Annotated in this window: 16 protein-coding genes; 6 read left to right on the top strand and 10 right to left on the bottom strand. The window is 48.0% G+C overall.

Annotated elements, in window-relative coordinates; translation table 11 throughout:
- Positions 1-5: 5 nt before the first annotated feature.
- Positions 6-428, top strand: coding sequence for a GNAT family N-acetyltransferase (locus BMZ72_RS31905; protein ID WP_089814790.1), 423 nt, complete (start codon positions 6-8; stop codon positions 426-428).
- Here BMZ72_RS31905 and BMZ72_RS31900 read toward each other — a convergent pair whose 3' ends face one another.
- The 6 genes from BMZ72_RS31900 to BMZ72_RS31875 all read right to left on the bottom strand — a co-directional run bounded on the left by BMZ72_RS31900 (position 429) and on the right by BMZ72_RS31875 (position 13740).
- Complete coding sequence (locus tag BMZ72_RS31900) at positions 429-2387, bottom strand: early set domain-containing protein (protein WP_089814788.1); 1959 nt, start codon at positions 2385-2387, stop codon at positions 429-431.
- Positions 2388-2571: 184 nt separating this feature from the next.
- A complete protein-coding gene (locus BMZ72_RS31895) occupies positions 2572-4848 on the bottom strand; it encodes an FAD-dependent oxidoreductase (protein WP_089814785.1) in 2277 nt (758 codons plus the stop codon).
- Positions 4826-6619: a sodium:solute symporter family protein gene (locus BMZ72_RS31890; RefSeq protein WP_089814783.1), complete on the bottom strand. Its 1794-nt coding sequence runs from the start codon at positions 6617-6619 to the stop codon at positions 4826-4828. Before BMZ72_RS31890 ends, BMZ72_RS31895 begins: the two co-directional genes overlap by 23 nt.
- Positions 6616-9183, bottom strand: coding sequence for a glycerophosphoryl diester phosphodiesterase (locus tag BMZ72_RS31885; protein ID WP_089814781.1), 2568 nt, complete (start codon positions 9181-9183; stop codon positions 6616-6618). Before BMZ72_RS31885 ends, BMZ72_RS31890 begins: the two co-directional genes overlap by 4 nt.
- Before the next feature lie 24 nt (positions 9184-9207).
- Positions 9208-10698 carry a RagB/SusD family nutrient uptake outer membrane protein gene (locus tag BMZ72_RS31880; RefSeq protein WP_089814780.1) on the bottom strand — a complete coding sequence of 497 codons (1491 nt, stop codon included), beginning with the start codon at positions 10696-10698 and terminating at the stop codon, positions 9208-9210.
- A gap of 21 nt (positions 10699-10719) precedes the next feature.
- Entirely contained in the window at positions 10720-13740 is a 3021-nt protein-coding gene (locus BMZ72_RS31875) for a SusC/RagA family TonB-linked outer membrane protein (RefSeq protein ID WP_089814778.1), read from the bottom strand.
- 227 nt (positions 13741-13967) lie between these two features.
- Here BMZ72_RS31875 and BMZ72_RS31870 point away from each other — a divergent pair, with 227 nt between their 5' ends.
- Positions 13968-15032 (top strand): LacI family DNA-binding transcriptional regulator, encoded by a 1065-nt coding sequence (locus BMZ72_RS31870; protein WP_089814776.1) that lies wholly within the window; start codon positions 13968-13970, stop codon positions 15030-15032.
- Between the two features lies 1 nt (position 15033).
- Here BMZ72_RS31870 and BMZ72_RS31865 read toward each other — a convergent pair whose 3' ends face one another.
- Positions 15034-15600, bottom strand: coding sequence for a hypothetical protein (locus BMZ72_RS31865; protein ID WP_143087839.1), 567 nt, complete (start codon positions 15598-15600; stop codon positions 15034-15036).
- Positions 15601-15827: 227 nt separating this feature from the next.
- Here BMZ72_RS31865 and BMZ72_RS31860 point away from each other — a divergent pair, with 227 nt between their 5' ends.
- A complete protein-coding gene (locus BMZ72_RS31860; protein WP_089814773.1) occupies positions 15828-18008 on the top strand; it encodes a beta-1,3-glucanase family protein in 2181 nt (726 codons plus the stop codon).
- An 89-nt stretch (positions 18009-18097) separates the two neighbouring features.
- Here the strand turns inward: BMZ72_RS31860 and BMZ72_RS31855 are convergent, their stop codons facing one another.
- The 3 genes from BMZ72_RS31855 to BMZ72_RS31845 all read right to left on the bottom strand — a co-directional run bounded on the left by BMZ72_RS31855 (position 18098) and on the right by BMZ72_RS31845 (position 21316).
- Positions 18098-19318 carry an MFS transporter gene (locus BMZ72_RS31855; protein ID WP_089814772.1) on the bottom strand — a complete coding sequence of 407 codons (1221 nt, stop codon included), beginning with the start codon at positions 19316-19318 and terminating at the stop codon, positions 18098-18100.
- Between the two features lie 86 nt (positions 19319-19404).
- Positions 19405-20334 carry a helix-turn-helix domain-containing protein gene (locus tag BMZ72_RS31850; protein WP_089814770.1) on the bottom strand — a complete coding sequence of 310 codons (930 nt, stop codon included), beginning with the start codon at positions 20332-20334 and terminating at the stop codon, positions 19405-19407.
- Between the two features lie 178 nt (positions 20335-20512).
- Positions 20513-21316, bottom strand: coding sequence for an alpha/beta fold hydrolase (locus BMZ72_RS31845; protein WP_089814768.1), 804 nt, complete (start codon positions 21314-21316; stop codon positions 20513-20515).
- 82 nt (positions 21317-21398) lie between these two features.
- Between BMZ72_RS31845 and BMZ72_RS31840 the strand changes: the two genes are divergently transcribed.
- The 3 genes from BMZ72_RS31840 to BMZ72_RS31830 all read left to right on the top strand — a co-directional run bounded on the left by BMZ72_RS31840 (position 21399) and on the right by BMZ72_RS31830 (position 23279).
- Entirely contained in the window at positions 21399-21752 is a 354-nt protein-coding gene (locus BMZ72_RS31840) for a winged helix-turn-helix transcriptional regulator (protein ID WP_089814766.1), read from the top strand.
- Positions 21753-21819: 67 nt separating this feature from the next.
- Positions 21820-22251, top strand: a complete 432-nt coding sequence (locus BMZ72_RS31835; protein ID WP_255373346.1) for a MarR family winged helix-turn-helix transcriptional regulator — start codon at positions 21820-21822, stop codon at positions 22249-22251.
- 11 nt (positions 22252-22262) lie between these two features.
- Positions 22263-23279 (top strand): phosphotransferase, encoded by a 1017-nt coding sequence (locus tag BMZ72_RS31830; RefSeq protein WP_089814762.1) that lies wholly within the window; start codon positions 22263-22265, stop codon positions 23277-23279.
- Positions 23280-23345: the final 66 nt, after the last annotated feature.

Here is a 23345-nt window from a genome sequence, read left to right as displayed (position 1 = left end):
GCGCTATGGCTATTAAAACAGCCGTCACAAAAGAGGACCTGTTGCACTGTAAACAACCCGTATTACAGTTTCGTACGCACCTCGATCCTGATACTTACCTCGATACCATGCAGGAAGTGATCGAAGGTGGATTTATACTTGACTTTATCACGGATAATACGGGCAAAGCAGCAGGGATCATCGGCTACCGGTTTATCAATATGCTGCGTACCGGTAAAACGATCTACATAGATGATCTGTTTGTACTGCCGGAATATCGTGGTAAAGGATATGCGTCACAGTTACTCGGTCATGTAAGGGAAGTAGCCACTACCCACGCTGTTAAACAGGTACATCTGGATAGTGGCTATCAGCTCCATCCCGCGCACAGGTTATACCTGAATCACGGATTTATATTGAACTGCCTGCATTTTGCCTATGCCGTCTGACTACCATTGCAGACTAGCCGATCTCTCCAGAAATCCATATCCATAGGCTACTTTAAGACGATCGCCTTTTTTTAACGACAGTCGTTTTCCCTCCAGTACCAGGGCGTCTTTTTCAACAGGTGCATTCCCTGTAAATGTCATGCTACCCTTTTTTGTAAGGGTGAGCAATACCCTGCCGGCCGGCACTTCATTGACATATAACGTAACAGGCAATGTATCTGCATTCCCCAGCGGTGCCTGCCAGTTGATCTGTATGGCATCTTTCTCCCGGTTGATGGTCTGCGGATGATTGTCATACCAGCTTAGTACCGCCAGACTCATATTCCAGGCGGTATTATGGTTGATCCATCCTTCCAGATGACGGTCTTTCCCCTGCGGATTGAACGGATACATCTCCGTTCCCGGCAGACAGCTCAGTCCACCACGGGAGAGTTCCAGCCGTGCACAAACATCCTCCTGATAGCCCCTGGGATATCCTTTTGTGATACCTGCGAATCCTTTTTCCGGATGATGGGCGGCATGCACATTCAGGGGATTGCGCCCATACAGGTTATCAAAATGTGCAAAGGCGATCTGTTTCAGCCGGTCTGTCTTTGTTTTATCTTTCAATAGCGTAATGGCCATTAATGCGGACGCAGGAAAACCGGCCACATTCCCTACTTCATTCATCTCCGGTACGGTCCAGTTTTGTTCCATATCATACCTTCTGAAATCCCAGGCATTGTCTGAGCGGCTGATCACTATATCCGCCCATTCCGTTATCTTTTTCTCCAGACCCGCCGGCGCCTGTTCTGGATATTGCTGCAGATAGACCGCCAGTCCGGTCATCAGCATGTGCTCACTCATACGTTGTCCCTTTGTGACCAGCGGGTCCTGCAGGGAAAGGGAATCGATCATCCATTTCGTCTGCTGATAAGCTGCTTTCATATAAGCGTCTGCATCCGGTAGTTTATCCCGTTTTGCTACTTCGTACATCAGCAGATTCGGTAGCACAGAAAAACCAGGTGCATGTCTCCCCTTCGTCGTACCGACTTCCCGCTGTATATCGAACAGGCCCGTCTCACTCCAATGCTGACGTGCGAAAGTCAGTACCTGCTGATAAAACGCGGGTGAAAACCATTTATTGATATAGGGATAAGCATAAAGGAAAAAGGCAAACTGTGCGAGGGTTTGCGGATGTAATTGTTTGGGTAAAGGATCTTTACTCGGATCCCTTGTTTCAGGATTTACCAGGTAATAACCCAGGCCCCAGTGCAGGTTCATGATCACATCCGGAATGCGCGTACCCTGTGGTGGTTCTATCGTTGTAAAGTATCTGCGCGCCGCTTCCATGGCTGTTTCATCATTGGGGTTACGTACAAATACATAGCCCGGGTCCATCACGACCTGTTTCAGACTATCGTAGGAAATAGTCGCGGGCATGGCGTCATATGCTGCCGGATTGGACAGGTACATCCATATCAGCGATGGGATCTCGTAGGAATAGTAAGTACCATCCCTCCATGGACAACCACCATATGCAGAATGATGCGTACCTGTAATACTGCGTGTATCGTTCATGAACCAGACGGAGGGTTCCAGCCCCGCAGTTTCTATGAGACAGGGACCGATGCGAAACGGATAGGATACGCCTTCCGGCAGGTCGCCCCCTTTCACATGGATGAGATATGCCCTTGCTTGTCCATCGGGAACAAAACCGGTAAAGTCGCCGGTACCGTTCTTAGTTTTGCCTTTATATAACACCGCCTGTCCGTCATTCGCAGTAATATAAAAATCTACACTACCACTCATGGCGGTAGGTACGGTAAAACGCATTGGTTCGCCGCTGTTGTAGCCCGTCTGACTGACACATACCCAATGTGCCGCCGGACGAACCGCATCCTGTGCAGTGACATACCGCATGCTATACAGCACGATACAAATCAACAGAAATATCAATTTTATACATTGCTTCATCATGCGTAATTCTTTAGCATTGTTTTACAATCAGTTATCTTCTATGTCTCCGTACTATACCGTTGGTTGGCCGCTATTACGCCGGATGTGCTTCGCTCCGGAGCGGATAGATCCCGGCGTAGTAACGGAATAATGACGGTATAATCGAAGGAATTGACCGGGATTCCCTGCTGATAAGGATGTTCACCTAATAACACCTTACAGCAAATAATCCGGCCGGCGTATTCCCATGCGTCCCTTTCAGGTGGATGGTCAGTTTGCTGGTGATCACCGGCTCCGGCAGCACAATACGTTGCAGCGAATGGTGATTATCATCTACCCGTATGATAGCTTCGTTCCGGTCGTTACAGATCACAAATGCATTTACACAAAACGGCATGGCTCTTTCCGGGTGATGATAGATCACGTTTTCCATCGGATGGTCAAAGTCAGTATCAAATACCAGCTCTATCTCGCGTATGGTCTTTTTTTCCGGCCAGTTCAGCGTCAGTCGCGGGTCGCTGTCCGTGCTATCCGCCAGCCAGATATTCGGCTGAAAAGTGGGACGATTGATGCCGTTCCGCACGTTAGCCGCACTAAACAGCGCAATCCCTCCGGGTATGTCGATCGCGAGATTTTTACCCGCAGGACGACGTTCCGGGCACCAGAATTCAAAGGCTTCCACGCCTATATCCTCCGGAGGCGTTTGTGCGCCATAATTGGATACAGCAGGATTTGTTTTATTGAATACGGTGAGAATGCCACTGACCCGATCACTGCTGCTCCGCAAACGGATATTTTCATTTTGCATAAAGCAGACGAATACGTAATGATCTTCAGGGAGAAATGTATCTAAAGATACAAAAACTGCCTGCTGTCCCGGCTTCAGCGGAAGAGATAGTTCCTGCAAAATCACATCAGGTGTATGATGAGACTGACGGCTACTGGTACGCAGGGAGACCTGTAAAACCGTTGCTTCCTTTACATCTGCATAAACAGTTAACGGGGGGATATGCCCTGCTTTTAGTGGCAGTAACTGGGCCATGGAAGCATCCAGGGAGATATAGTCTCCATCTGCTTTTAAACTACGCAATACATATTCACTGCTGGCAGTAATGACCGCATCATGCACCAGGTCCTGTTCATCGTACACGTTCAGCTGCGGAATGTACTGCCCTGTTCTGGTCAATGCCGTTTGTAACTCCTTTAACCGCTCTTCCTGTAATAAATCACGCGGATGCATATTATGCGCACGACACAAGGCAGCTGCCATACCAACGGCCTGCGCGCCACAGGCGCTGGTACCCATTACCCTGCTGGAGCCAAAAGCGACGTGAGACGCACTGATAATACGACCTGCCAGGAACAGGTTACTAACGTTATGGCTATAGAGACATCTGTAAGGGATCTGATAAACGCCTTTGCTGTGCCATTGATTACAGGCAGGCTTTTCACTGAAGATACCATCTGCAGGATGCAGGTCGATCGACCATCCGCCGTAGGCGACGGCATCAGCGTGTGTATTCTGCAGTACAATATCCTGTTGACGCAGCATATAATCTCCTTCAAAACGTCTGCTTTCGCGTTTACCAGGTATCTGTCCCACCCATTCCAGGGTCATGGTATCAGCTTCAGGAAATAAGCCGGAATTCTTGATGTGATTCCAGATCCCATATACGACTTTCCAGAGTTCCCACTTAATGGTTTCTGTATCGTGTACGGTATCCAGCCGGCCGCCGTATTCTATCCACCAGAACTGACAACCCTGATCCTGACTGTTGATACGTCTGTAACGGGGGATTGCAGTAATATCTTTCAACGCATAGGCCGGTGGTACAAAGGTGGTTGGACGCCCGGTATCTTTTGTGTAGAAATACAGGGAGTGTCCTAACAGTTCGCCATATTCAGCGGTAGGTGCAAACTGCTCTCCAAACTCGCCTTCACTTTCTGCACCCATGCGAAAGGCAGCGCCTGCGAGAAAGGCGACAATCCCATCTCCGGAAGCATCGCAAAACAGTGGTGCATTCAATTCATACAGGGTACTATTCTGACTACAGAAGGCCATTACCCCTTCAATGGTATCAGCTGATCTTTTCTTTACTTCGAATACGGCGGTATTCAGCAACAAGCTGATATTGGGTTCGCTGGTCACTTTCTCCAGTAAGATCGTATCGTAGATAAGCGGATTACCATCAGGATTACGCCAGATATTTTCTGTCATGATCTCATCCACGACACCGCCTTCGCGGGCCCAGCGGTTATTATTGCCCATGTGTGAAGTAGCACCTAATACCCAGAGCCTTACTTCGCTGGAGGAGTTACCACCCAGTACGGGCCTGTCCTGTACCAATATGACCTTTATGCCAGCACGGGCAGCGGTAATTGCACAACAAACACCTGCCAGTCCGCCACCGGTAACAATCAGATCGGTTTCATAGCGGAGCGTCTTTAACTGTCTTCCTTCACTGCCTTGTTCTTTCATCATAAGCTTCGTTTTTTGATTCCCTGTTTTTCAGGTGATGGTGAGCATCACGCGCTTCTACGGGAAGGTTATTTTGTAGCATGTATCCGGTTTGTTTACGCATCTTCCATACCGCACGCAGCGGAATAATGGCTGCCAGCAGGATGGCGCTTGCGATCAATGCCACCAGCAGATTACCGCTGGAAGCCAGTATACTCAATACGTAGAGCAATAAGGCGGTAAATGCGAGTGAGAATGCGATCACGCGCAATCCAAAAAGATTTTGTTTACGAATGGCTTCTTTTTCTGCTGCGGATTGTGCCGCTGCTTCATCCTGCTGTTGTGCGCGAAAGACGCGGTACGCCAGGTATTCCTTTGCTGCTTCTTCAGGTGCGATGACAAATTCATAGAGCAGCAATAACATGAATGGCAATCCTACACCTAACAGCATCTCTTCTGAACGGCTTAGTTTTAGTGTAGTCAGTACCGGTACCAGCAGTTTAAACACGAGGTTAATCAGCAGACTTACACCTGAGATGATATATGCCGCTTTGCCGGTCAGTTTCTTTGAAAACAATGCCCACAAGGGTGGCAGGAGTGACGGACCACCGGTAATAGCGGCGATGCTAAGTACGACTTCAATCATCCCACCTGCTGCGGGCACGAGTAAGGCAACACCGATCATCCCGATTCCCAGTAATAAACCGGAGAGGCGTGCTACTCTTATCAGCTGCCGGTCGCTGGCGGCTGGATTGATCAATGCCTTATAGATATCATTGGTGATCACGGCGGATGTGACGTTCAGGGTAGTATTTGCAGTGGCGGATGTAGAGAAGTACATACCTGTCAGCATGAGTCCCATGAGTCCGGGAGGCAATACTAAGCGGCAGACCTGCAAATAGGCATTCTCTGTATTCAGTCCTGTCAATGCCGGATCGATACTCCGATAGATCATGGGTGGCAGCATCCATATCACCGGACTAATCAGGTATAATGCCGCAAATAAAAAGGCTACTTTCTTCGCTGATTTCGGAGAATCTACACTCGTGTAACGCTGTACAAAGGTCCAGTTACCACCGATGTAGCTGATATGGTATAACGCAAAGGCAAGAATGAAACCGATGGAGTATTCACCGTTGATGATATTGAAGAAATCAGCGGGTACCTGTTGTGTGAACTTTGCCCAGCCACCTGCGGCATCGAGTGATAAAGGCAATACCATCAGTACAGCTGCTGTAAGGATCACGAACTGCAGAATGTCCGTCACCATCACGGCCCACAAACCACCGATAGCCGTATACGCGATCATCATCAAACCCAGCACGATGGTACAGGTGGTCAATGGGAAACCCAGTGATACGCTGACCAGTTTTGCTACGGGATATAATACGGCGCCTTTATTGAACAGGGAGACCAGCAGGAAGATATTGACATAAAATTTCTGCACCGGTGTACCCAGTCGCTGGCGAATAAATTCTGCCGCTGTCAAAGTACCTGTACGTTTCCAGCGGGGCGCCAGCAGGAAGGCGGTGATAATGCCCCCGAGGCACATGGTCCATTGTATTGTAACGGATACGAACCCATACTTATAAGCGATACTACCCCAGGCGACAAAAGTGCCCGCAGAAAAGAAGCTCATAAAAAGAGAGAGGCCACCAATAAACCAGGGGACTGCTTCGCCACCGGCAAAGAAAGATTTCATATTTCTGCCGGTACGGGCAAACAGCAATCCTATGATCAGTACGAAGGCTGAAAAAATGAATATAACCGTAGTATCTATCGCTGATTTCATCATAAGCTGAGTGCAATTATTTTCAGGCCATATGGCGGTATGTTCACCGACCATTGCTGACCAGATAGTTTTTCATCTTCAACGCTTCCATCTGCATTGAGCAGTTTTACCTGCTGTGCTTTCACAAGCGGCGTTTTACCATTGTTGATAGTGACCGTTGTCTGTTGTGGCGTATCATCATTGTTGAGCAGCAGGATATATGTTTCTTTTCCGGATGGGCTCTTTGCACTGAGATAATCGACCAGCGGATTATTTACTTTCAACCATCCATCGGGCATATACAGGTTGACCGCTTTACCAAATAACTGACCAGAGGCGAATCCGTAACAGGCATGCGGCCCCACCTTGGGTGTGACGAATCCTTTCGGGAAACTGATCCCGTTATTACTGCGGAGCGCAACTTCTGACACCAGATAGTCGGTCAGCAGTCCTACCTGCCACCAGGCATGATGCGGATAAGGGCCTGCGCCTTTATTCATGGTCCGCCAGTAGTAGGAAGCTACACTCGTTTCTGTGTCAACAAAAGCGTCGCGACCCAGTACAGCGGCTCGCGCCATATTGATAAAGAGTGAATCATGTGTGAGGGCGAACAGGCGGACGAACATACCGGCATGACTGGCCAGCATGATCGGACCGTGTGCATTAGCCGATCCCAGACTACCACCGTGTTCAAAACTGAGTCCTGCCTGGCTGATCTGCCAGTCTGCCCATTGCTGTCCATTAACCATTTTACTTTCTGTGGAAGGGATCGGATGTGTGTAGATGGAAGCCGTATAAATTCTTGCAGCCGTGATTGCAGCAGCTTTATACTTTTCATCACCACAGCTTTCATAGAGGTCAAGCAGCGCCTGTACCGTCTGACCAGTGGCGAAGTCGGCCACAAAACGCGCATCCCCGCATACGCCGAGGAAACTACCTTTACGGACGCCTTCCCGGATCAGCCAGTCTGCCCCTTTCCTGGCAGCCGTCAGGTACTTATCATCCTGCAGGATACGGTAGGCAACGAGCAGTCCGTAGAAAGTCGGCCGCAGGTCCGGGATATCCGTAAAAACAGCCTTTGTGCTGCTGCCGTCATATCCCACTTCCCATTGACCATCCGGATGCTGCCATTCCAGCAATTTATCAGCGCCCAGTCTAAGGCGTTCTCTCAGTGCCTCGTCTTTGGGCTGAAAGAGGAGGATATTCCCGATATCCAGCATGGTGTAGTAGGTGAGTGCCACCGGCTCCACATAAGTGCCCCATTCCTCCGTAAAACGCTGTTTTTTCCAGAGGTAATATTGTCCTACGGCAGCGCCCTGGAAAAAGCCGGGTTCCGCCTGTTGCTGTACGAGTTTAAAATTACGGGCTGCGGGCAGACGCTGGTGCAGTAAAGTAGTATCTCCGGTGATGGTAGCCAGCATCCACATAGCGCCGTAATCGGAGTTTTTCATGGCATCCCCTCCGGAGCCGACCACACCGCCGAGATAGGACTGCGCACCTATTTTCAGGCCTTTGTAGTCAAAGGTCTTCCACATGGAGGTGCTGTCGTCTCCGAGATAGTGCAGGATCGACATGATCCTGTCGGAGAGTGATTGCCGGGTCGTCTTCAGTTTGAGGAAGTCTGCAAAGTGATAAACGTCGTTCACCGCATGCTGGTACACGGTGTACCAGTCTGCCGCCTGGATCGTATACCGGAAAGAGAAGGTCCGTTGTTCTCCGGACTGCATATAAGAATCCATTTCTCCCAGGACGGGGTGATAGGCGACCGGCGTAAAGCGGCCTTCCCGGTTCATCACGGACAGTCCCAGTTTCCATTGCTGGTGCGTGTAATGGTCCTTTTCCCAGGGATCACGGCTGGAACCGGGTGCGGGAATGACAGCCATGGTGATGCCTTGTGTCGTGATCAGCGGACTCAAAGTACTGGCAGTGCGTTCGCGGAAAATGACTGGTTTATTGGGAATGCCTTGTCCGTAACCATAGCTGAGTACCAGGTCAGGTTGTACGATGGCGCTCTGGAAGAAGCCGGGTATCATCCCAAACTCAGGCGCATCCTGTTTAGCGGTGGCCAGTGTGGGGGTAGCGATGGCGTAGTAACCGGCTTTTTTAGCGGTAAAAGTGATATTGACTAAGATATCATGTTGAAACTGTTGATCGAGTTGCCAGCTGGCTTTATATTCTCCATAACTGTCTTTGTGGGTAAAGACCAGTTCTCCGGCAGCTGTTTGCTCTACCTGTTCAGGATAGAAATGAAGCGGTATACCGGCCGTATTCATATTCACCGGGCGGAGATTGTCTTCCCAGTTCTTTACCAGGTAGCGATAGTCGGCCAGGGAGAAACCACCCGGATGTGTATTGGCCAGTTGCAGGTCAGGTATACTGTCTGGTTTATCCGCACTATAGAGCAGCAAATATTTGCCGGATGGGTTGAGCAGGGTCTTTCCATCTGTGCGGATAGCTGATAACTGGTATCCATCTTTCTGCTTTGTCCATTCCAGTTGTAGTTTTTCATTCCGCAGGCGCAGTTGCGCGGTGACGGTCTGCACGAACAATAGCAAAGCCATGCTGTATAATATTCCTTTCAATCGCATATCGCTTTGTTTACGATTAACTGTTTATTTCCACGCCGGATTCTGTTCCAGCAGGTTATTGGCATTTACTTCGTTCTGAGGGATGGGGAAATACTGGTTACGTGGCTGCGGACTACGCGTCTTATACACATCATTGACTACCGGTGGCACTACCTGACGGAAGGTATTGGTACGGCTCAGATCATACCAGCGATCACCTTCTGCATACAGCTCCCAGCTGCGTTCCTGTAATACGGCGGCGATGAAGTCTTCTTTGCCCAGCCCTTCTGTTAGTCCGTCGAGCCCGGCCCGGGTTCTGACAACATTAATATACTGATAAGCAGTGGCAGATCCGCCATTTATTCTTGCTTCTGCTTCCGCAGCGATCAGGTATACATCTGCCATGCGCAGGATCGGAATATTGGTAGCGTGACTACCTCCTATTGAATTCTTATCTGCATACTTCCTGACCAGCACACCCTGTTTGGTGATAGGCGTGATGGCCGACTGGTGGATGATCACGCCCTGTTTATTGGTGTAATTGGTATCCATGAGCTGGCGGCGTTTGTCTTTCGGATCAAATGAATCGAAGAAAGACTGGTAAGCGAAAGCAGAGCCGTAGGAAGTAGCTCCATATGCCGGTGCCGCACTGTTTGGCGGACCGTACAGACTCATGATCTGAGAGCTCCGACCGTTGACGATAGACTCTGCTTCAAAGGCCCAGAGGTTTTCTCTTCTGGCGGCATCTTCCTTTGTCACATCGTATACATCCAGTACATTGTCCAGTAAACCGACACCGGAGGCACTCGCCAGCACTACTTTTGCTTCCTTTAAAGCCATTGCCCAGTCTTCTCCGTATAAAGCAGCTTTAGCATGGAGTGCAGCGGCGGCTTCTTTACAGGGGCGGCCTTTTGCCAGGGAATTGCTATAGGCAGGTAATGCGGCTTCTGCGGAATCGAGATCTGCATAGATCTGTTTATAGATATCTGCTTTTACACTTTTTCCAACATAGGCATCTTCGATGGTCTGGCTGGGTTTTGTTCTGATCACGATCTCACCAAAGTTCTTTGCCAGGAACCAGTGATAGAAAGCCCGCATGAAGTAAGCTTCCCCGAAGATCTGCCGTTTACGGGTTTCATTGCTCATGTTTGTCTGCGGTAACTTTAGCAGCAACCAATTAGCATTTTCAATACCGGAATAACAGTTATTCCAGATATCTACAGGCGATTCGTTCGTACGACTGTAACTGGCTGCGGCGCTATACTGCGGATCAAAACTGAACAAGGTGTAGGTATCTCTGCCGACTACCGGTCTTGGATAGATCTGGTCGGCACTGAAATCAGGTACGATCAATGCGGAGGGACCGGAATACAGGTCTGCCAGTTCAGTATAAACAGACGCTAATGCAGCTTCTGCATCCTCTGCTGTTTTATAGAAATTATCAGTATAGATCGATGAATAAGGTGTTTCTTCCAGTTTACTGCAGGAACAGATCAACGTCAAAAGAATCAAGCTATATGGGAGTATTTTTTTCATGTCAGATAGTTTAAGATGAGATCAGAATGCAACCTGCAAACCAAGCAGGAATGAACGGGCGGTAGGGTACACCAGGTTATCTACCCCTATCTGTTTATTGGAGTTACCGAAGGTATTCACTTCCGGATCGTAGCCAGAATAGTTGGTCAGGGTAAACAGGTTGTTGGCGCTGACATATACCCTTGCGGAACTGATGTGACTGATCTTTGGCAGGCGATAACCAAGGGTGATATTTTTACAGCGAAGGAAAGAACCGTCTTCCATAAAACGATCACTCAAAGGCAATCTGCCACCCTGAAAACCGCTGACGTATTCGTTGCTGGGATTATCAGGCGACCAGCGGTTGACCAGCGACTTGTACATATTCCTGCCGCCTAATGGATTTTCGAAGGTATAGCGGATCAGGTTGTATACTTTGTTGCCCTGTACACCGGAGAAGAATGCGCTTAAGTCGAAATTTTTATAATTCAGATTAGTAGAGAACCCATAGATGAAAGACGGATTGGCGTTACCGACGATGGTCTGGTCACCCGCGCTGATGACACCATCTTTGTTGAGGTCACGTACTTTCACACCACCGATACGGCTACCGGAGCCTTCGAGTACGGTTTCTCCCGTTTGATAAATACCGTCAAAGACATAGGTTTTGAATAAGGCGAGTGGTTGTCCGACCTGCATGACCTGATAGTTGCTGACGGAGTATTCTGAAAGACCATCTGCCAGTGAGAGGAGTTTATTTCTGTTGAAGGAGATATTACCAGCTACTGACCATTTCACGGCTTTATCCAGTATGACAGCGTCCATAGAAAACTCGAGGCCTTTATTTTCCATACTGGCGAAGTTGCCGGTTACTTCACTATAGCCGGATGAGCCGGGGAGTATCTTTACAAATAAGAGATCATCTGTTTTCTTGTGATAGATATCTGCTGTTACGTTTACCCGGTCATTAAAGAGACCGAGGTCAAATCCAAAATCGGCCTGTAAGGAGCGTTCCCATTTCAGGTCACGGTTGGCGATACCCGTTGGGCGGATACCGATAACGGGATTGTGATCGAAGTAGTAAAGACCAGAAGTACCCTGCAGTGAAAGCGATTTATAAGCGTCGATGGCGCCGGCATTACCGGTGAGACCGTAGCTGAATCTGAGTTTCAGGTTACTGATACCGGACATACCTTTCATAAAAGGTTCTTCCGAAGCACGCCAGGCGATAGCGGCAGCGGGAAAGAAACCGTATTTATTGTTGGAGCCGAACTTCGTAGAACCATCTACACGGGCGATCAGGTCCAGCAGGTATTTATCGCGAAAGCCGTAATTGATACGACCCATATAGGAGTCGAGTCTGTCTTTGGAGCGGCTGCTGCTGACTGTTCTTTCTGTGGCCAGTTGCACGGCTTCGTTAGCCGTGGCATCGTTGGGGAACTTGCTGGCGTTGATGGTATTGGAATTCGAATTATTGCTCTGTGTGGCGAATACACCTGTTACTTTCAGGGCGTGTTCTTTGGCGATACGCGTTTCGTAGGTAACAATGCTTTCATGGAGTAAGACAACGTTGTTAGAATTCGTCTTTGATGCGGAACCGCCACCACCCGCGAGATCACCTGTATTCATGATCGAACGCGGAGAATAGTAATCGGCCAGTGTACCGGATAATACCGGATTGAAATTAGCGCGATAGGTCAGTCCTTTGAATGGAGTGATCTCTGCGTAGATATTTCCTAATGTACGGTTGATCTTATCCCTGTTCAGGATCATGGACAGTCCGATGGGATTGACCACCTCCCGGTATCTCCCATTCATCTGATCCCCGAAGGGAAAAATCGTACCATCCGGCCGGTAAGGCTCCAATGTTGGCGGGGCGCCCATTGCGGCACCCAGCATACTACCCGTTACGGCGCCTGCGTCTATACTGGTGGAGCCGGCAGGCACGGTATTGTTGACTACATAACTGGTGAACATACTGGCTCCTACCCGCAATAAATTACTGACCCGGTGGTCAAAATTCAGACGGAAGGAATAGCGGGTAAAGTCAGAGCTGAGCATGATCCCATCCTGTTTGAAATAGTTGCCTGACATGGCGAACTGTGTTCTGTCAGAACCGCCGGCAATTGTTACCTGGTGATTCTGCATGGGCGCATCGCGGAATATTTTATCCTGCCAGTCTACCCCTTCGCCTAATGCAGCGGGGTTTTCGTATACATTCGTTTTATAGATCTCGTTTTCAAGTGCGGCAAATTCGGCGGCGTTCATCATGTCCATCCGTTTGGTTGTGCGCTGTACACCGTAATAGCCGTCATAGCTTACGACCGTCTTACCGGACTTTCCCCTTTTGGTTGTGATCAGTACCACACCGTTTGCACCACGCGCACCATAGATGGCTGTTGCGGAAGCGTCTTTCAATACGGCGACAGATTCAATATCATTGGGATTGATAATAGACAGGGAGCTGATATCATTTACGCCACCGGAGTTAGAGAGCTGCACCCCGTCTACGACGTAAAGCGGTTCGGAGGTACCGTTGATGGAGTTGACACCTCTGATACGCATACTGATGTTGCCACCAGGCGCAGCGGAGTTCTGCGTGATCTGGACACCTGATACACGGCCCTGTAAGCCCTGCACAACGTTGGAGATAGGCGTTTGTTTGAGATCGGCAGTTTTTACTGAAGTGATGGAACCTGCGACGTTGGCTTTCTGCTGCGTACCATATCCTACTACCACGACTTCATCCAGGTCTTTTTTACCTGATTGCAGTACCACGTCCAGCTGGCTTTTTCCATCTACGGCTACTTCCTGTGTAGCATAGCCGGTAAATGTAAATACCAGGGAGCCGGCGGCTTGTTTTAGTTGTAAGGTGTAACTGCCATCAGGACCCGTTACGGCTCCGGTAGCGGCGCCTTTTACTCTGACGGTAACGCCAGGTAACGCCTCCCCGTTATCAGCGCTGGTGACCCTGCCCTTCACCGTCAGCTGCTGCGAAAAACAAAGTATGGGGATGAGCAGTATTGGGAAAATTCCCAATAATTGGAATAAACGTTTTTTCATAACTGTGGTAATTGGTGTTAAAGCCGGGTTGAATACGCTATCATCTGAATGCCTTGAATACCGGCGGATATATGTAACATGGAATGCTAAACTGCTTCAAATTTTCACAAACAAATTGATGAGACAAAACATTTTTACAAGTTTTTTTCATGGGAACGGTCCCAATTCTTTGGGATAGTTCCCAAAGTCTTACTTTTATATTCCCAGCGACTGAAAAACTTCCACGTATGAAAGCAAAGTACATTACGATCATCGATATTGCCCGGCAACTGAACATCTCTAAATCGACGGTATCCCGTGCATTAACGGGGCATCCCAATGTGAAGGAACACACCCGTAAAGCGGTCATGGAACTGGCTGCGAGTATGGAATACCAGCGTAATTCACTGGCATTGGGTTTTAGCAAACACAATACGAATACGATCGGCATTATGGTACCGGAGTTTATGTCTACCTATTTCCCTTCGGTGATTGTCGGCGTACAGGATGTGATGCAGGCAGCGGGATATAATGTGGTGATCTGTCAGCAGAATGAATCATATGAGTCGGAAGTCTCAAATATGAAGCTGCTGCTCTCCTATCGTGTAGACGGCATCATTGTATCGCATACCAAAGAGACACGCAACTTTGATCATTTCACACTTGCACAGCGCAGGGGTGTACCCCTGGTATTCTTCAACCGCGTGCCGGAAGATATGAATGTGCCCAATGTGATTGTGAATGACTATGAGGCGGCGTTTCAGGCAGTGGAACACCTGATCCTTATTGGCAGAAAAAGAATTGCACACCTGGCAGGGCCGGAATCACTGGTGAATACACGTTTACGCAGACAGGGTTATCTCGATGCCCTTAAGAAACATGGTATTGCGCATAATCCTGATCTGATGTTGTCTTATGATCTGACAACAGAAAAGGTGAAGATCTATATGAAGCATTTCCTGGAACTGGATACACCACCTGATGCCTTATTTGCAATCAATGATCCGACGGCTATTGCGGCGATGGAAGTGGTCAAGGCGAAGGGACTGCGGATACCGGAGGATATTGCTATTGTGGGGTTTAGTAATGACTTTTCTGCGGGGCTGGTACATCCGGGACTGACGACTGTTGCGCAGCCGACTTCAGAGATCGGCCGTACGGCAGCGGAAATGTTGTTACAGGAGATGCGGGCGAAGGTGAAGAATGATTATACTATCAAGAAAGCGCCGACGGTACAGTTGTCTACGCGGCTGATCGTACGCGAGTCTACCGTGCCGGAAGAGAAGGGTAAGAAGGTGATGAAGAGTAAATAACTTATTCTACACCGTATTTTATACCTCCCTCTTTAAAGAATTTTTTGAGTAATTGCAGTTTATCCAGACAGGCATCCCCTATTATAATTCTTTCATTACTCACTGATGCTTTCCGGCATTGATAACAGATGGCGATATATGCCAGTGCTTTACCATTTTTATCGAAAAAGAGGATAGCATTACGCGGGTCAAAACAGTCTACAACACTTGTACTTTTAGGCCGGTGTGTGCCATATCCATAGTTAAAGAGTATGTTCGTGAGTGTATCAACCTGTGATTGTGTCAGGCGTAAGTTTTCCTTTATAGTATCTGCCGGGGGAGCTGGATCACCCAGTAGTACAGGGTCCATACTGCGGACCTTAAATGTGTCTCTGTCTGATATTTCAACGAGTCCGTCGAAAGATATCAGGCGGACTTCAGACTCCTCGTTGAAAGGATAATGTTTCATTCTTGTCGCAGGAGGATAGCTGGTTTTACCGGAAGGGCCACAGTTTCCGCTGAAGCTGATCTCCTGTGCATGTAAAAGGGAGACGATCAACAATAGAGGGATAAAAAAGAACTGTTTCAAGGTATAGTATTTATACTGCAAACCTACTGAATATATAAGCAATAATTATACTTTCTCCCCGATCCTTCCTATCTTTGTGCTGTAATCCTATCACGATTGCCTATCGTAACCCATCTCCTGCAGCCGCATACAGCCTGAATAATGCATTCCTGGCCTGTTATGCCACCATATCATTTATTTCCAACGTCGGGTAGCTCTTTTTTTGTTAAACAAAAAATCCATCATCTATGAAAATCAGACCTTTCTTTTCCCTCGTCAGGGTACATTGTACCCATCTGGTTCTGTTGCTGGCATTAACGCTTTCGTTACAAAGCAGTGTGCAGGCACAAACTACGGTCCCTTTCACCTTGTCCAACAATTCTGCGTATGCCGACGCGAATGTGTATGTGGCAGTGGTAGGTATTATCAATGACAACCACGTATGGATCAATCCCAAAACTGGTGCAGTGAATCTTATGAGCGTATCCAACAACACCGTACAGGGGCCTGTGATCAATGGCAACCAGGGACCCGGCGGTAACGGACGATATGCTAATTGTTTTGCACGCCTGAGCGAGATCCCTAACAAGACGATCAACATTCCGGGTATTGCAGGTTGTCGTATCCTGATCTCTTTCAATTCACAGTTGTTCCTGTATTTCTTTGGCGCATCGGGAGCACCGAGTGGATATGCAGCTCCGGACCTGGCCAATCCTTCTGATCCCAACCAGGGTATCCGTTTTGAGAACATTGAGCTGACCAATGCAGCTAATGGACTCTGGGCGAATACGACCCGTGTGGATGGTTATCAGTATCCTATGGGACTGGAAGTATGGGGTAATGCGGGCTTCTACAAGAAAGTGGGAGAATTTATTCCGCACAGTCAGATCCTGTCGCTGTGGCAATCCACCGCCCCTGCGGAATTCGCAGGCTGTTACGATGCGACCAACACAATTATCAAGTTTCCATCAAAGACGCCTGCTTTTCAGAGCGGCGCACAGGCCAATTACTTTGGCTCTTATGTAGATGCGATCTGGTCGAAGTATCAGAATGGCAATCTGGTATTCAATGCGGGCGATGCAGGCACCTGGAGTGGCCGTGTATCCGGCAATGTATTTACTTTCACCAGGGCCTCTGATGGACAGATCGGCACTATTTCCCGCAAACCTACCAACATCGAAGTGATGGAAGGTAGTGGCGTCATGGCTACCGGCGGACAATGGGATAAGGTTGTTCAGGCACAGATCTGTGCGGCGATCAACCGTCATGCGATTGACCTGAACCTGGCTACCGGCGTTACGCAGGACCTTGCGACGGCATCGAAGTATTATCAGACGTCTCCTTACAACTGGTATTGCAAATTCTGGCATCGTAGTGATATCAGCTTAAACAGTCTGACGTATGCGTTCTGTTATGATGATGTATATGATCATTCCTCCACCGTCAATGCATCCTCTCCTATCAGAGCAACTATTACCATCGGTGGTTATGCAGGACAGACACAGACAGGTCCTGTAACAGTATACAAAGACTGTAACTATGCCGGTTATGCGGTTAATCTGTCAACCGGTACCTACACGCTTAGTCAGCTGAATGCGCTGGGTATTCTCAATGATGATATCTCTTCACTGAAAGTGACTTCCGGTTATAAGGTCACCCTTTACAAACACGACAATTTTGGTGGTGCAACATTGGCAGTGACAGCAGATAACTCTTGTCTGGTAGCCAATAACTGGAATGATTCCACCTCTTCTTTAAAGGTAGAAACCAATAGCAGCAGCTTTTCTACCGTGATACAGGCAGAAAGTTATACCTACATGGCAGGCGTGGACGTAGAAGCTACGACTGATGCAGGCGGTGGACAAAACGTAGGCTGGATCGATGCCGGCGACTGGATGTCTTATGACGTGAATATTCCTGCTGCCGGTACTTATCGTTTTGATTATCGCGTAGCGAGTCCGAACAGCAATATGACGCTGCGACTTGAAAAAGACGGCGGTGCTACGCAACTGGGATCGGTTACTATTCCGAATACCGGCGGCTGGCAGACCTGGGGTAATGTATCACATACCGTGACATTACCAGCGGGTGCATACAGTATTGGTATTGCTACCGGTACCGGTGGATTTAACCTGAATTATTTCACGATCACGAGTGTATCGACTGCGAGATTAGCGGTGCAAAACACGAAAGTAGTAGAAGATAATATTGTGTCACTGACGCCGAATCCGGTGCATGATCAGCTGTATATCCGTGGTAATGACAAGGTGAAGACGCTGGGTATTTATGCGATCAATGGACGTGTGGTCATGAATGTAAAGAGTCCGGGCAATACGATCGCGATCAGTCATCTGACGCCAGGTGTTTACATTGTTACGATCGAGCGTAAAGATGGAACAAAGAAGAGTGTGAAGATCCTGAAACAGTAAACTGCGCATCGCTTTTATAAAAATAGCAGTCCACCTTAACGGCGGACTGCTATTTTCATTATACAAAACACTCAATAAACAAACATGCATTAAGCTGCAATCGCTGTATTTACCTTTCGTAAGGTCCTTCTTCTCTTCACGGCGTACCATACTACTACACTCAGGATCGCGGAGACCACCAGGTAGCGGAATACGATATCCTGCTGGTGTATCATCTTACCGGTATTTGAGAGAATGAAACTGGAAAATGAGGTGATCACATACACCGATCCACCGAGTAAACCAGAGGCCATTGCTGCATGTTCCGGGAAGTACAGCATGCTCTGTGTGAAGTGCACATTATACAGGAAACCGGAGCAGATATGAATGACAAATGCGAAGAGCATAAAACACCATAGTGCAGGATATCCGAAGCCAATGAATAGCAGTGTGACGATCAATAGCAACTGTATGGCGGAAGCGGACGTTATCTTACGAACAAAATCTACTGCTACCAGTCGCTTGCCAATGACGCCACCGACCAGCCAGGAGAGGCCCAGGATCAGCGTACAATAGCCGGTAACGATCGAGTTGAAATGGTACCCATTTTCGATCACAAAAGGACCACCGATATTGAACACCATTACCACAGAGTAGGCCAGTCCGAGCGTGACGATACCCAATACGAAGTTCAGGTTACCTAAGGCCATGCTATAGTCTTTCTTTATCCTTGCTACATCAAATTGTTTGCGTGCTTTGATGGTCTCTCCGCTATAGATCAGTTCAAATATCAGCATGACAAGGGCATATAATGCGAGGAACCAGAAGTTGGCCTGCCAGTGAAAATACTTCTGCAGATAGCCCCCGAGGAAGGGAGCGATGATCGGTCCGCAGGACCATATGATCGTGAAATAGCTCAGGTAATTCTTTAGTTTATCTCCGCTGTACATATCCACGAAGAAGGCGCGTTTTGACACTACTACAAACGAGACGGCGATACCCTGAATGACCCTGAGGAGACAGATCAGCTGGATGTTGCTGGTAAAGCCGATCAGCATGGATGTAATGATCACGGCTACCAGGGCATACATGGCAGGTTTAAATCTGCCTATGCTGTCCAGCAGACTACCAACGAGCAGCTGGGAGATACCGTAACTGATGAAGAAACAGGTCAGTGTCAGCTGGATGCTGCTTTCTTCTACCTGGAGGCCTTTGGCCATGGATGGGAAGGAAGGTAAATAGATATCCGTGACAAATCCCGATAGCGGAATTGAAATAAAAGCTAAGGTTGTTGCGATTCTTTTCCTTTTCTCTGAAGCACTTTGTAACATACTGTAATTCCTTATAGATTATGCTACAAAATTAGAACACCCACGATTAACAGCGCTTTTATATTTCAAACGGATAATTGCAAAAATCAAATAAGCACGCTCATCTTTGACTGGCGGAACTGTAAAGGGGTGATCCCTGCGGATTTCTTGAAGAAGTTATTAAAGTGGGCGGGATCTTCGAAACCGAGGCAGTAACCTACCTGGGAAATATCCCATTGTGTATTGAGTAATAATGTTTTGGCTTCTTCGAGAATACGGCTTTTGATGATGTGAGTGGTTGTTTGTCCGGTGATACTCTTCACCACATGATTCAGGTGATTCACGTGTACATTCAGGGAACTGGCAAAGTCAGCCGGCGTACGCATCGTCAATGGATCCGCAGGAGAATCCAGCGGGAACTGCTGATGGAGCAGTTCATCGAAGGACCTCAGCAAACGCGAAGAAGCGGATAATTCACCAGCACCAGCTTCTGTTACGGGTTTATCGACCAGCAGTGAGTGCATGAGTAAACAGAGCAGGTTTCGCAGCGCTTCGTATTTATAGGAGTAGTCGCTGTGCGCCATTTCCATCATCTGTTCAAAATAGCCATGTATGAGTGCGCGTTGTTTTTCTTCCAGGAAGATGACTGGTTCGCTCCATGGTTTGAACAATGGGGAGCGTTTAAAGATATCGAACTGGTAATGTTCATTGAAAAACTCCTGGTTGAAAAGGCAATAGAAACCATCCTGTTCACCACTGAGGCTGGCCCAGGCATAAGGCACGGACGGACAGGGCAGCAGGAGTGCCGGGCGGTCGATGGTAATGGAGTTACCACCGTAGCTCAGTTCACCGGTACCGTATATCAGTGTTATCTTATAGAAGTCCCTGCGGTTGTAGGGAGTTTTGAAGTTGCAATATTTGCGGGTATTTACATTGAAATGAGACTTTCCTTTCCCTACGTCTTCCGTACTGAACGGGAAGCTGATAAAAGACCTTTCCCGATAAAAATCTGTTAATGTCTCCAATTGCTGGCTCATAAAACAAATTTACAGAAAAGAAAGTGATATTGGTAAAAATGCGCACCCAACCAGTCTAATCAACTGAAATACAATAACAATATTAGACTACCCGGTCGGATTTAGATGAAGTTCTCTTTATATAAATGACAAAAAAGAGACATCAAACGGTATGCTGATGTCTCTTTCTGCTATTATTTTATCTGGAGAATGAGTAGAACAGGTCGGCTGTCTTTTGTGGTTCGGTGATCATGGCATCATGTCCTGTTGTCAGTTCATAGTATGACCACTCCTTGCTCTTTTTTGTTTTCTCTGCAAATGGAACGATAGCGGGCAGCATATCTACGGTACAGGCGATAAAGATCTTTGGCAGATGATTACCGTAGGGATGCTGTAAGGTCAAGGTCTGTGAGAATGTTCTGAAAGGCTGACCTGTAAGTCTTGCGTCTACCCAGTGCGCATCTGTGGTATCTTTTACACCGAATACGCTTGCCGGCCAGGCGGGCATGGTCAATCCGCCGTCATGTGCGGCAGCCTGCACCATGGCTTTCTGTACAGCAGGCGGCTGGAGGGACAATGCGCTTTGTCCGTTTTCCAGTACGAGTGCATCGAGGTATACCAGCTTACGCAGTCTTTCGGGAATCCTGTCTGCCACACCACCGATCACTGTACCACCGTAGCTATGGCCTACGAGGATGACATCATGCAGGTCTTCCATTTCGATGAAATTGACGATATCTGATATATGTGTATCGAGGTTGACATTGGAGTCCAGTGTATTCTTATGTTCTCCGAGACCACTGAGTGTTGGGGTGTAGACGATCGCACCGTTCGCTCTTAGTATAGCGCTCACTTTCTGCCAGCACCATCCACCGTGCCAGGCGCCGTGTACGAGTACATATACAGGTGGTTTAGCGTTATTAGACTGTGCAAAGCCATTCGCGAAAATAAAGAGTGCGCAAAGCACTCCGATAAAGGACCTTTTCATTTTTCTGTTATCCATTGTTTAAATTTTCCTCAAATTTACAGTCGGAAAAAGTGGTCATCAATAACTCACCCGAAAGTGAGTCTTTCAAACAAATACTATGGCGACACAGGTAAAACTTAGTTCTTCGAACGCACATAATCTGACGGTGCTGGCAGCTTCCTGTAATGTGAATGATATCCTGAAAGACATCAGTCCGCGATGGAAAATGCAGATCCTTTGCAAGATCTCATCCGGCACGAGTCAGTTCAGCCGGTTGAAAGACCTCTTCCCTACCCTGTCGGATCAGATACTGGGCAAACGGCTGGCGGAACTGGTCGATGAGAAACTGGTCATAAAAAACCAGGTACCGGGGACTGTACCGCTACAGACCTGCTATATTGCTACGCCCAAAGGCATCGCCTTAATGGAAATCATGGATCAATTACACGAATGGGGCGAGAAAGAATGGTGATAAAATCATTTTTGCAGATTTAAAAAGAATGCTTTTATATTTGCATAATAGTTGAGTAGTCAAATATATGTCAACAATAAACACCTCTCTACAGTTATTAATGAGTCTGGCGAAAGCGCAGGCGGCCGTATCCCGTCGTTTTGACCGGCTAAACATCCATGGGATTGGTTTTACAGATTTCGTGATCCTCTATATTTTGCAGGAATCACCTGATGGCAAGCTGCGCCGGAAGGACCTGGCGGAAAAGACGAGTCTGACGGCATCGGGGATCACCCGGCTGCTGTTACCTATGGAAAAGATGGGGCTTATTGCCCGGGAGGCAAATGAGCGGGATGCCCGCGTCAGTTATGTGGTGATGACGGAGGCTGGCCGGCGGATCTATGAAGAAGCGAAGTATACGGCGGACGCCATTGCCGCGGAGCTTATTCCTGCGGAACAATTTAAAAAATATTCTGCTGCAGCAGCATTATTCAAACTGCTGGGGGCTGTAATCGTATAAATGTTCTCCCTATGACACAACAATTCCAGGCAATATTTCCGGCTGAGCGTACAGCCGCGATCAATGCCGCTATAGAAACGGCTTTTGGCGGAGCGAAAGTTGATGACGTCCATCTGCTGACAGGTGGATTGTCTGCTGCTCCGGTCTATAAACTGACCGTTAATAACCGTCCCTATGTGATGAAACTGGATCACACCCATGCGGCTGGTCCGGCAGATCCATCTGAAAAAGTAGCCTTAGCCGCGCATGCGGGCATCGCTCCTGCCCTTCTTTACCAAAATGAGGAATCTGGTATCACCATCAGTGAATTCGTCGAAAATAAGCCTATCAGAAGCATTTTTTCCGGTGAGGCCCTGTCCCGCAAACTGGCGGAAGCCGTAAAAAAGGTCCATACTATTCCCTATACGGTACCAGGAGACGATCTGAAAGCTACGATCGATTATATTCTGGCAGGTTTCCGTCAGACGAACATCTTATCGGGAGAGATTCCGGATGAGTGTCAGCGTCGCTATGCGGAGATACGGGAGTTATATCCCTGGGATGATACGGACAAGGTATTCAGTCATAATGACCTGAATCCATCGAATATATTATGCGACGGACAGGATATCTGGATCATTGACTGGAATACGGCATTTGTCAATGATCGTTATGTTGATCTTGCTGGTGTAGCCAACTTTTTCATTCATATGCCTGATCAGGAAGCTGTTTTTTTACAGGCATATTTCGGTGATGAACTGGATGATTATAAGAAAGCCCGTTTCTATGTGATGCGACAGGTGAGCCGGATCATTTATGCGCTGATGATGCTGCAACTGGCGGCAAAGGCGAAGCCTGCGGACTATGCACATGACCAGGATGTAGCGGGTGTGTTTCTGAAAGATGTTGGTCCGGCGATAGGCGCCGGTAAACTCTCCCTGGCCACCTATGAAGGACAGTTCATGTATGGCAAAGCGCTGATGCATGAAGCGGTGCAGCAGATGCGTACACCACGTTTTGCAGCGTCACTGGCATTGCTGAAAAATTAATTCAACACCAGCATATATACGTTGCAGTTATAGTGTAACTGATTGCATGATGCATTACATACGGGA

The organism is Chitinophaga sp. YR627, from assembly GCF_900114995.1.
GTDB lineage: Bacteria > Bacteroidota > Bacteroidia > Chitinophagales > Chitinophagaceae > Chitinophaga.
This window is presented reverse-complemented; position numbering and strand designations above follow the sequence as displayed.

Bases quoted from the DNA above. Each gene is read 5' to 3' on its own strand.
- BMZ72_RS31895 (WP_089814785.1), bottom strand. From the start codon at position 4,848: ATGATGAAAGAACAAGGCAGTGAAGGAAGACAGTTAAAGACGCTCCGC.
- BMZ72_RS31850 (WP_089814770.1), bottom strand. From the start codon at position 20,334: ATGAGCCAGCAATTGGAGACATTAACAGATTTTTATCGGGAAAGGTCT.
- BMZ72_RS31835 (WP_255373346.1), top strand. From the start codon at position 21,820: ATGTCAACAATAAACACCTCTCTACAGTTATTAATGAGTCTGGCGAAA.
- BMZ72_RS31860 (WP_089814773.1), top strand. From the start codon at position 15,828: ATGAAAATCAGACCTTTCTTTTCCCTCGTCAGGGTACATTGTACCCAT.
- BMZ72_RS31870 (WP_089814776.1), top strand. From the start codon at position 13,968: ATGAAAGCAAAGTACATTACGATCATCGATATTGCCCGGCAACTGAAC.
- BMZ72_RS31855 (WP_089814772.1), bottom strand. From the start codon at position 19,318: ATGTTACAAAGTGCTTCAGAGAAAAGGAAAAGAATCGCAACAACCTTA.
- BMZ72_RS31890 (WP_089814783.1), bottom strand. From the start codon at position 6,619: ATGATGAAATCAGCGATAGATACTACGGTTATATTCATTTTTTCAGCC.
- BMZ72_RS31845 (WP_089814768.1), bottom strand. From the start codon at position 21,316: ATGGATAACAGAAAAATGAAAAGGTCCTTTATCGGAGTGCTTTGCGCA.
- BMZ72_RS31840 (WP_089814766.1), top strand. From the start codon at position 21,399: ATGGCGACACAGGTAAAACTTAGTTCTTCGAACGCACATAATCTGACG.
- BMZ72_RS31875 (WP_089814778.1), bottom strand. From the start codon at position 13,740: ATGAAAAAACGTTTATTCCAATTATTGGGAATTTTCCCAATACTGCTC.
- BMZ72_RS31830 (WP_089814762.1), top strand. From the start codon at position 22,263: ATGACACAACAATTCCAGGCAATATTTCCGGCTGAGCGTACAGCCGCG.
- BMZ72_RS31880 (WP_089814780.1), bottom strand. From the start codon at position 10,698: ATGAAAAAAATACTCCCATATAGCTTGATTCTTTTGACGTTGATCTGT.
- BMZ72_RS31885 (WP_089814781.1), bottom strand. From the start codon at position 9,183: ATGCGATTGAAAGGAATATTATACAGCATGGCTTTGCTATTGTTCGTG.
- BMZ72_RS31905 (WP_089814790.1), top strand. From the start codon at position 6: ATGGCTATTAAAACAGCCGTCACAAAAGAGGACCTGTTGCACTGTAAA.
- BMZ72_RS31900 (WP_089814788.1), bottom strand. From the start codon at position 2,387: ATGATGAAGCAATGTATAAAATTGATATTTCTGTTGATTTGTATCGTG.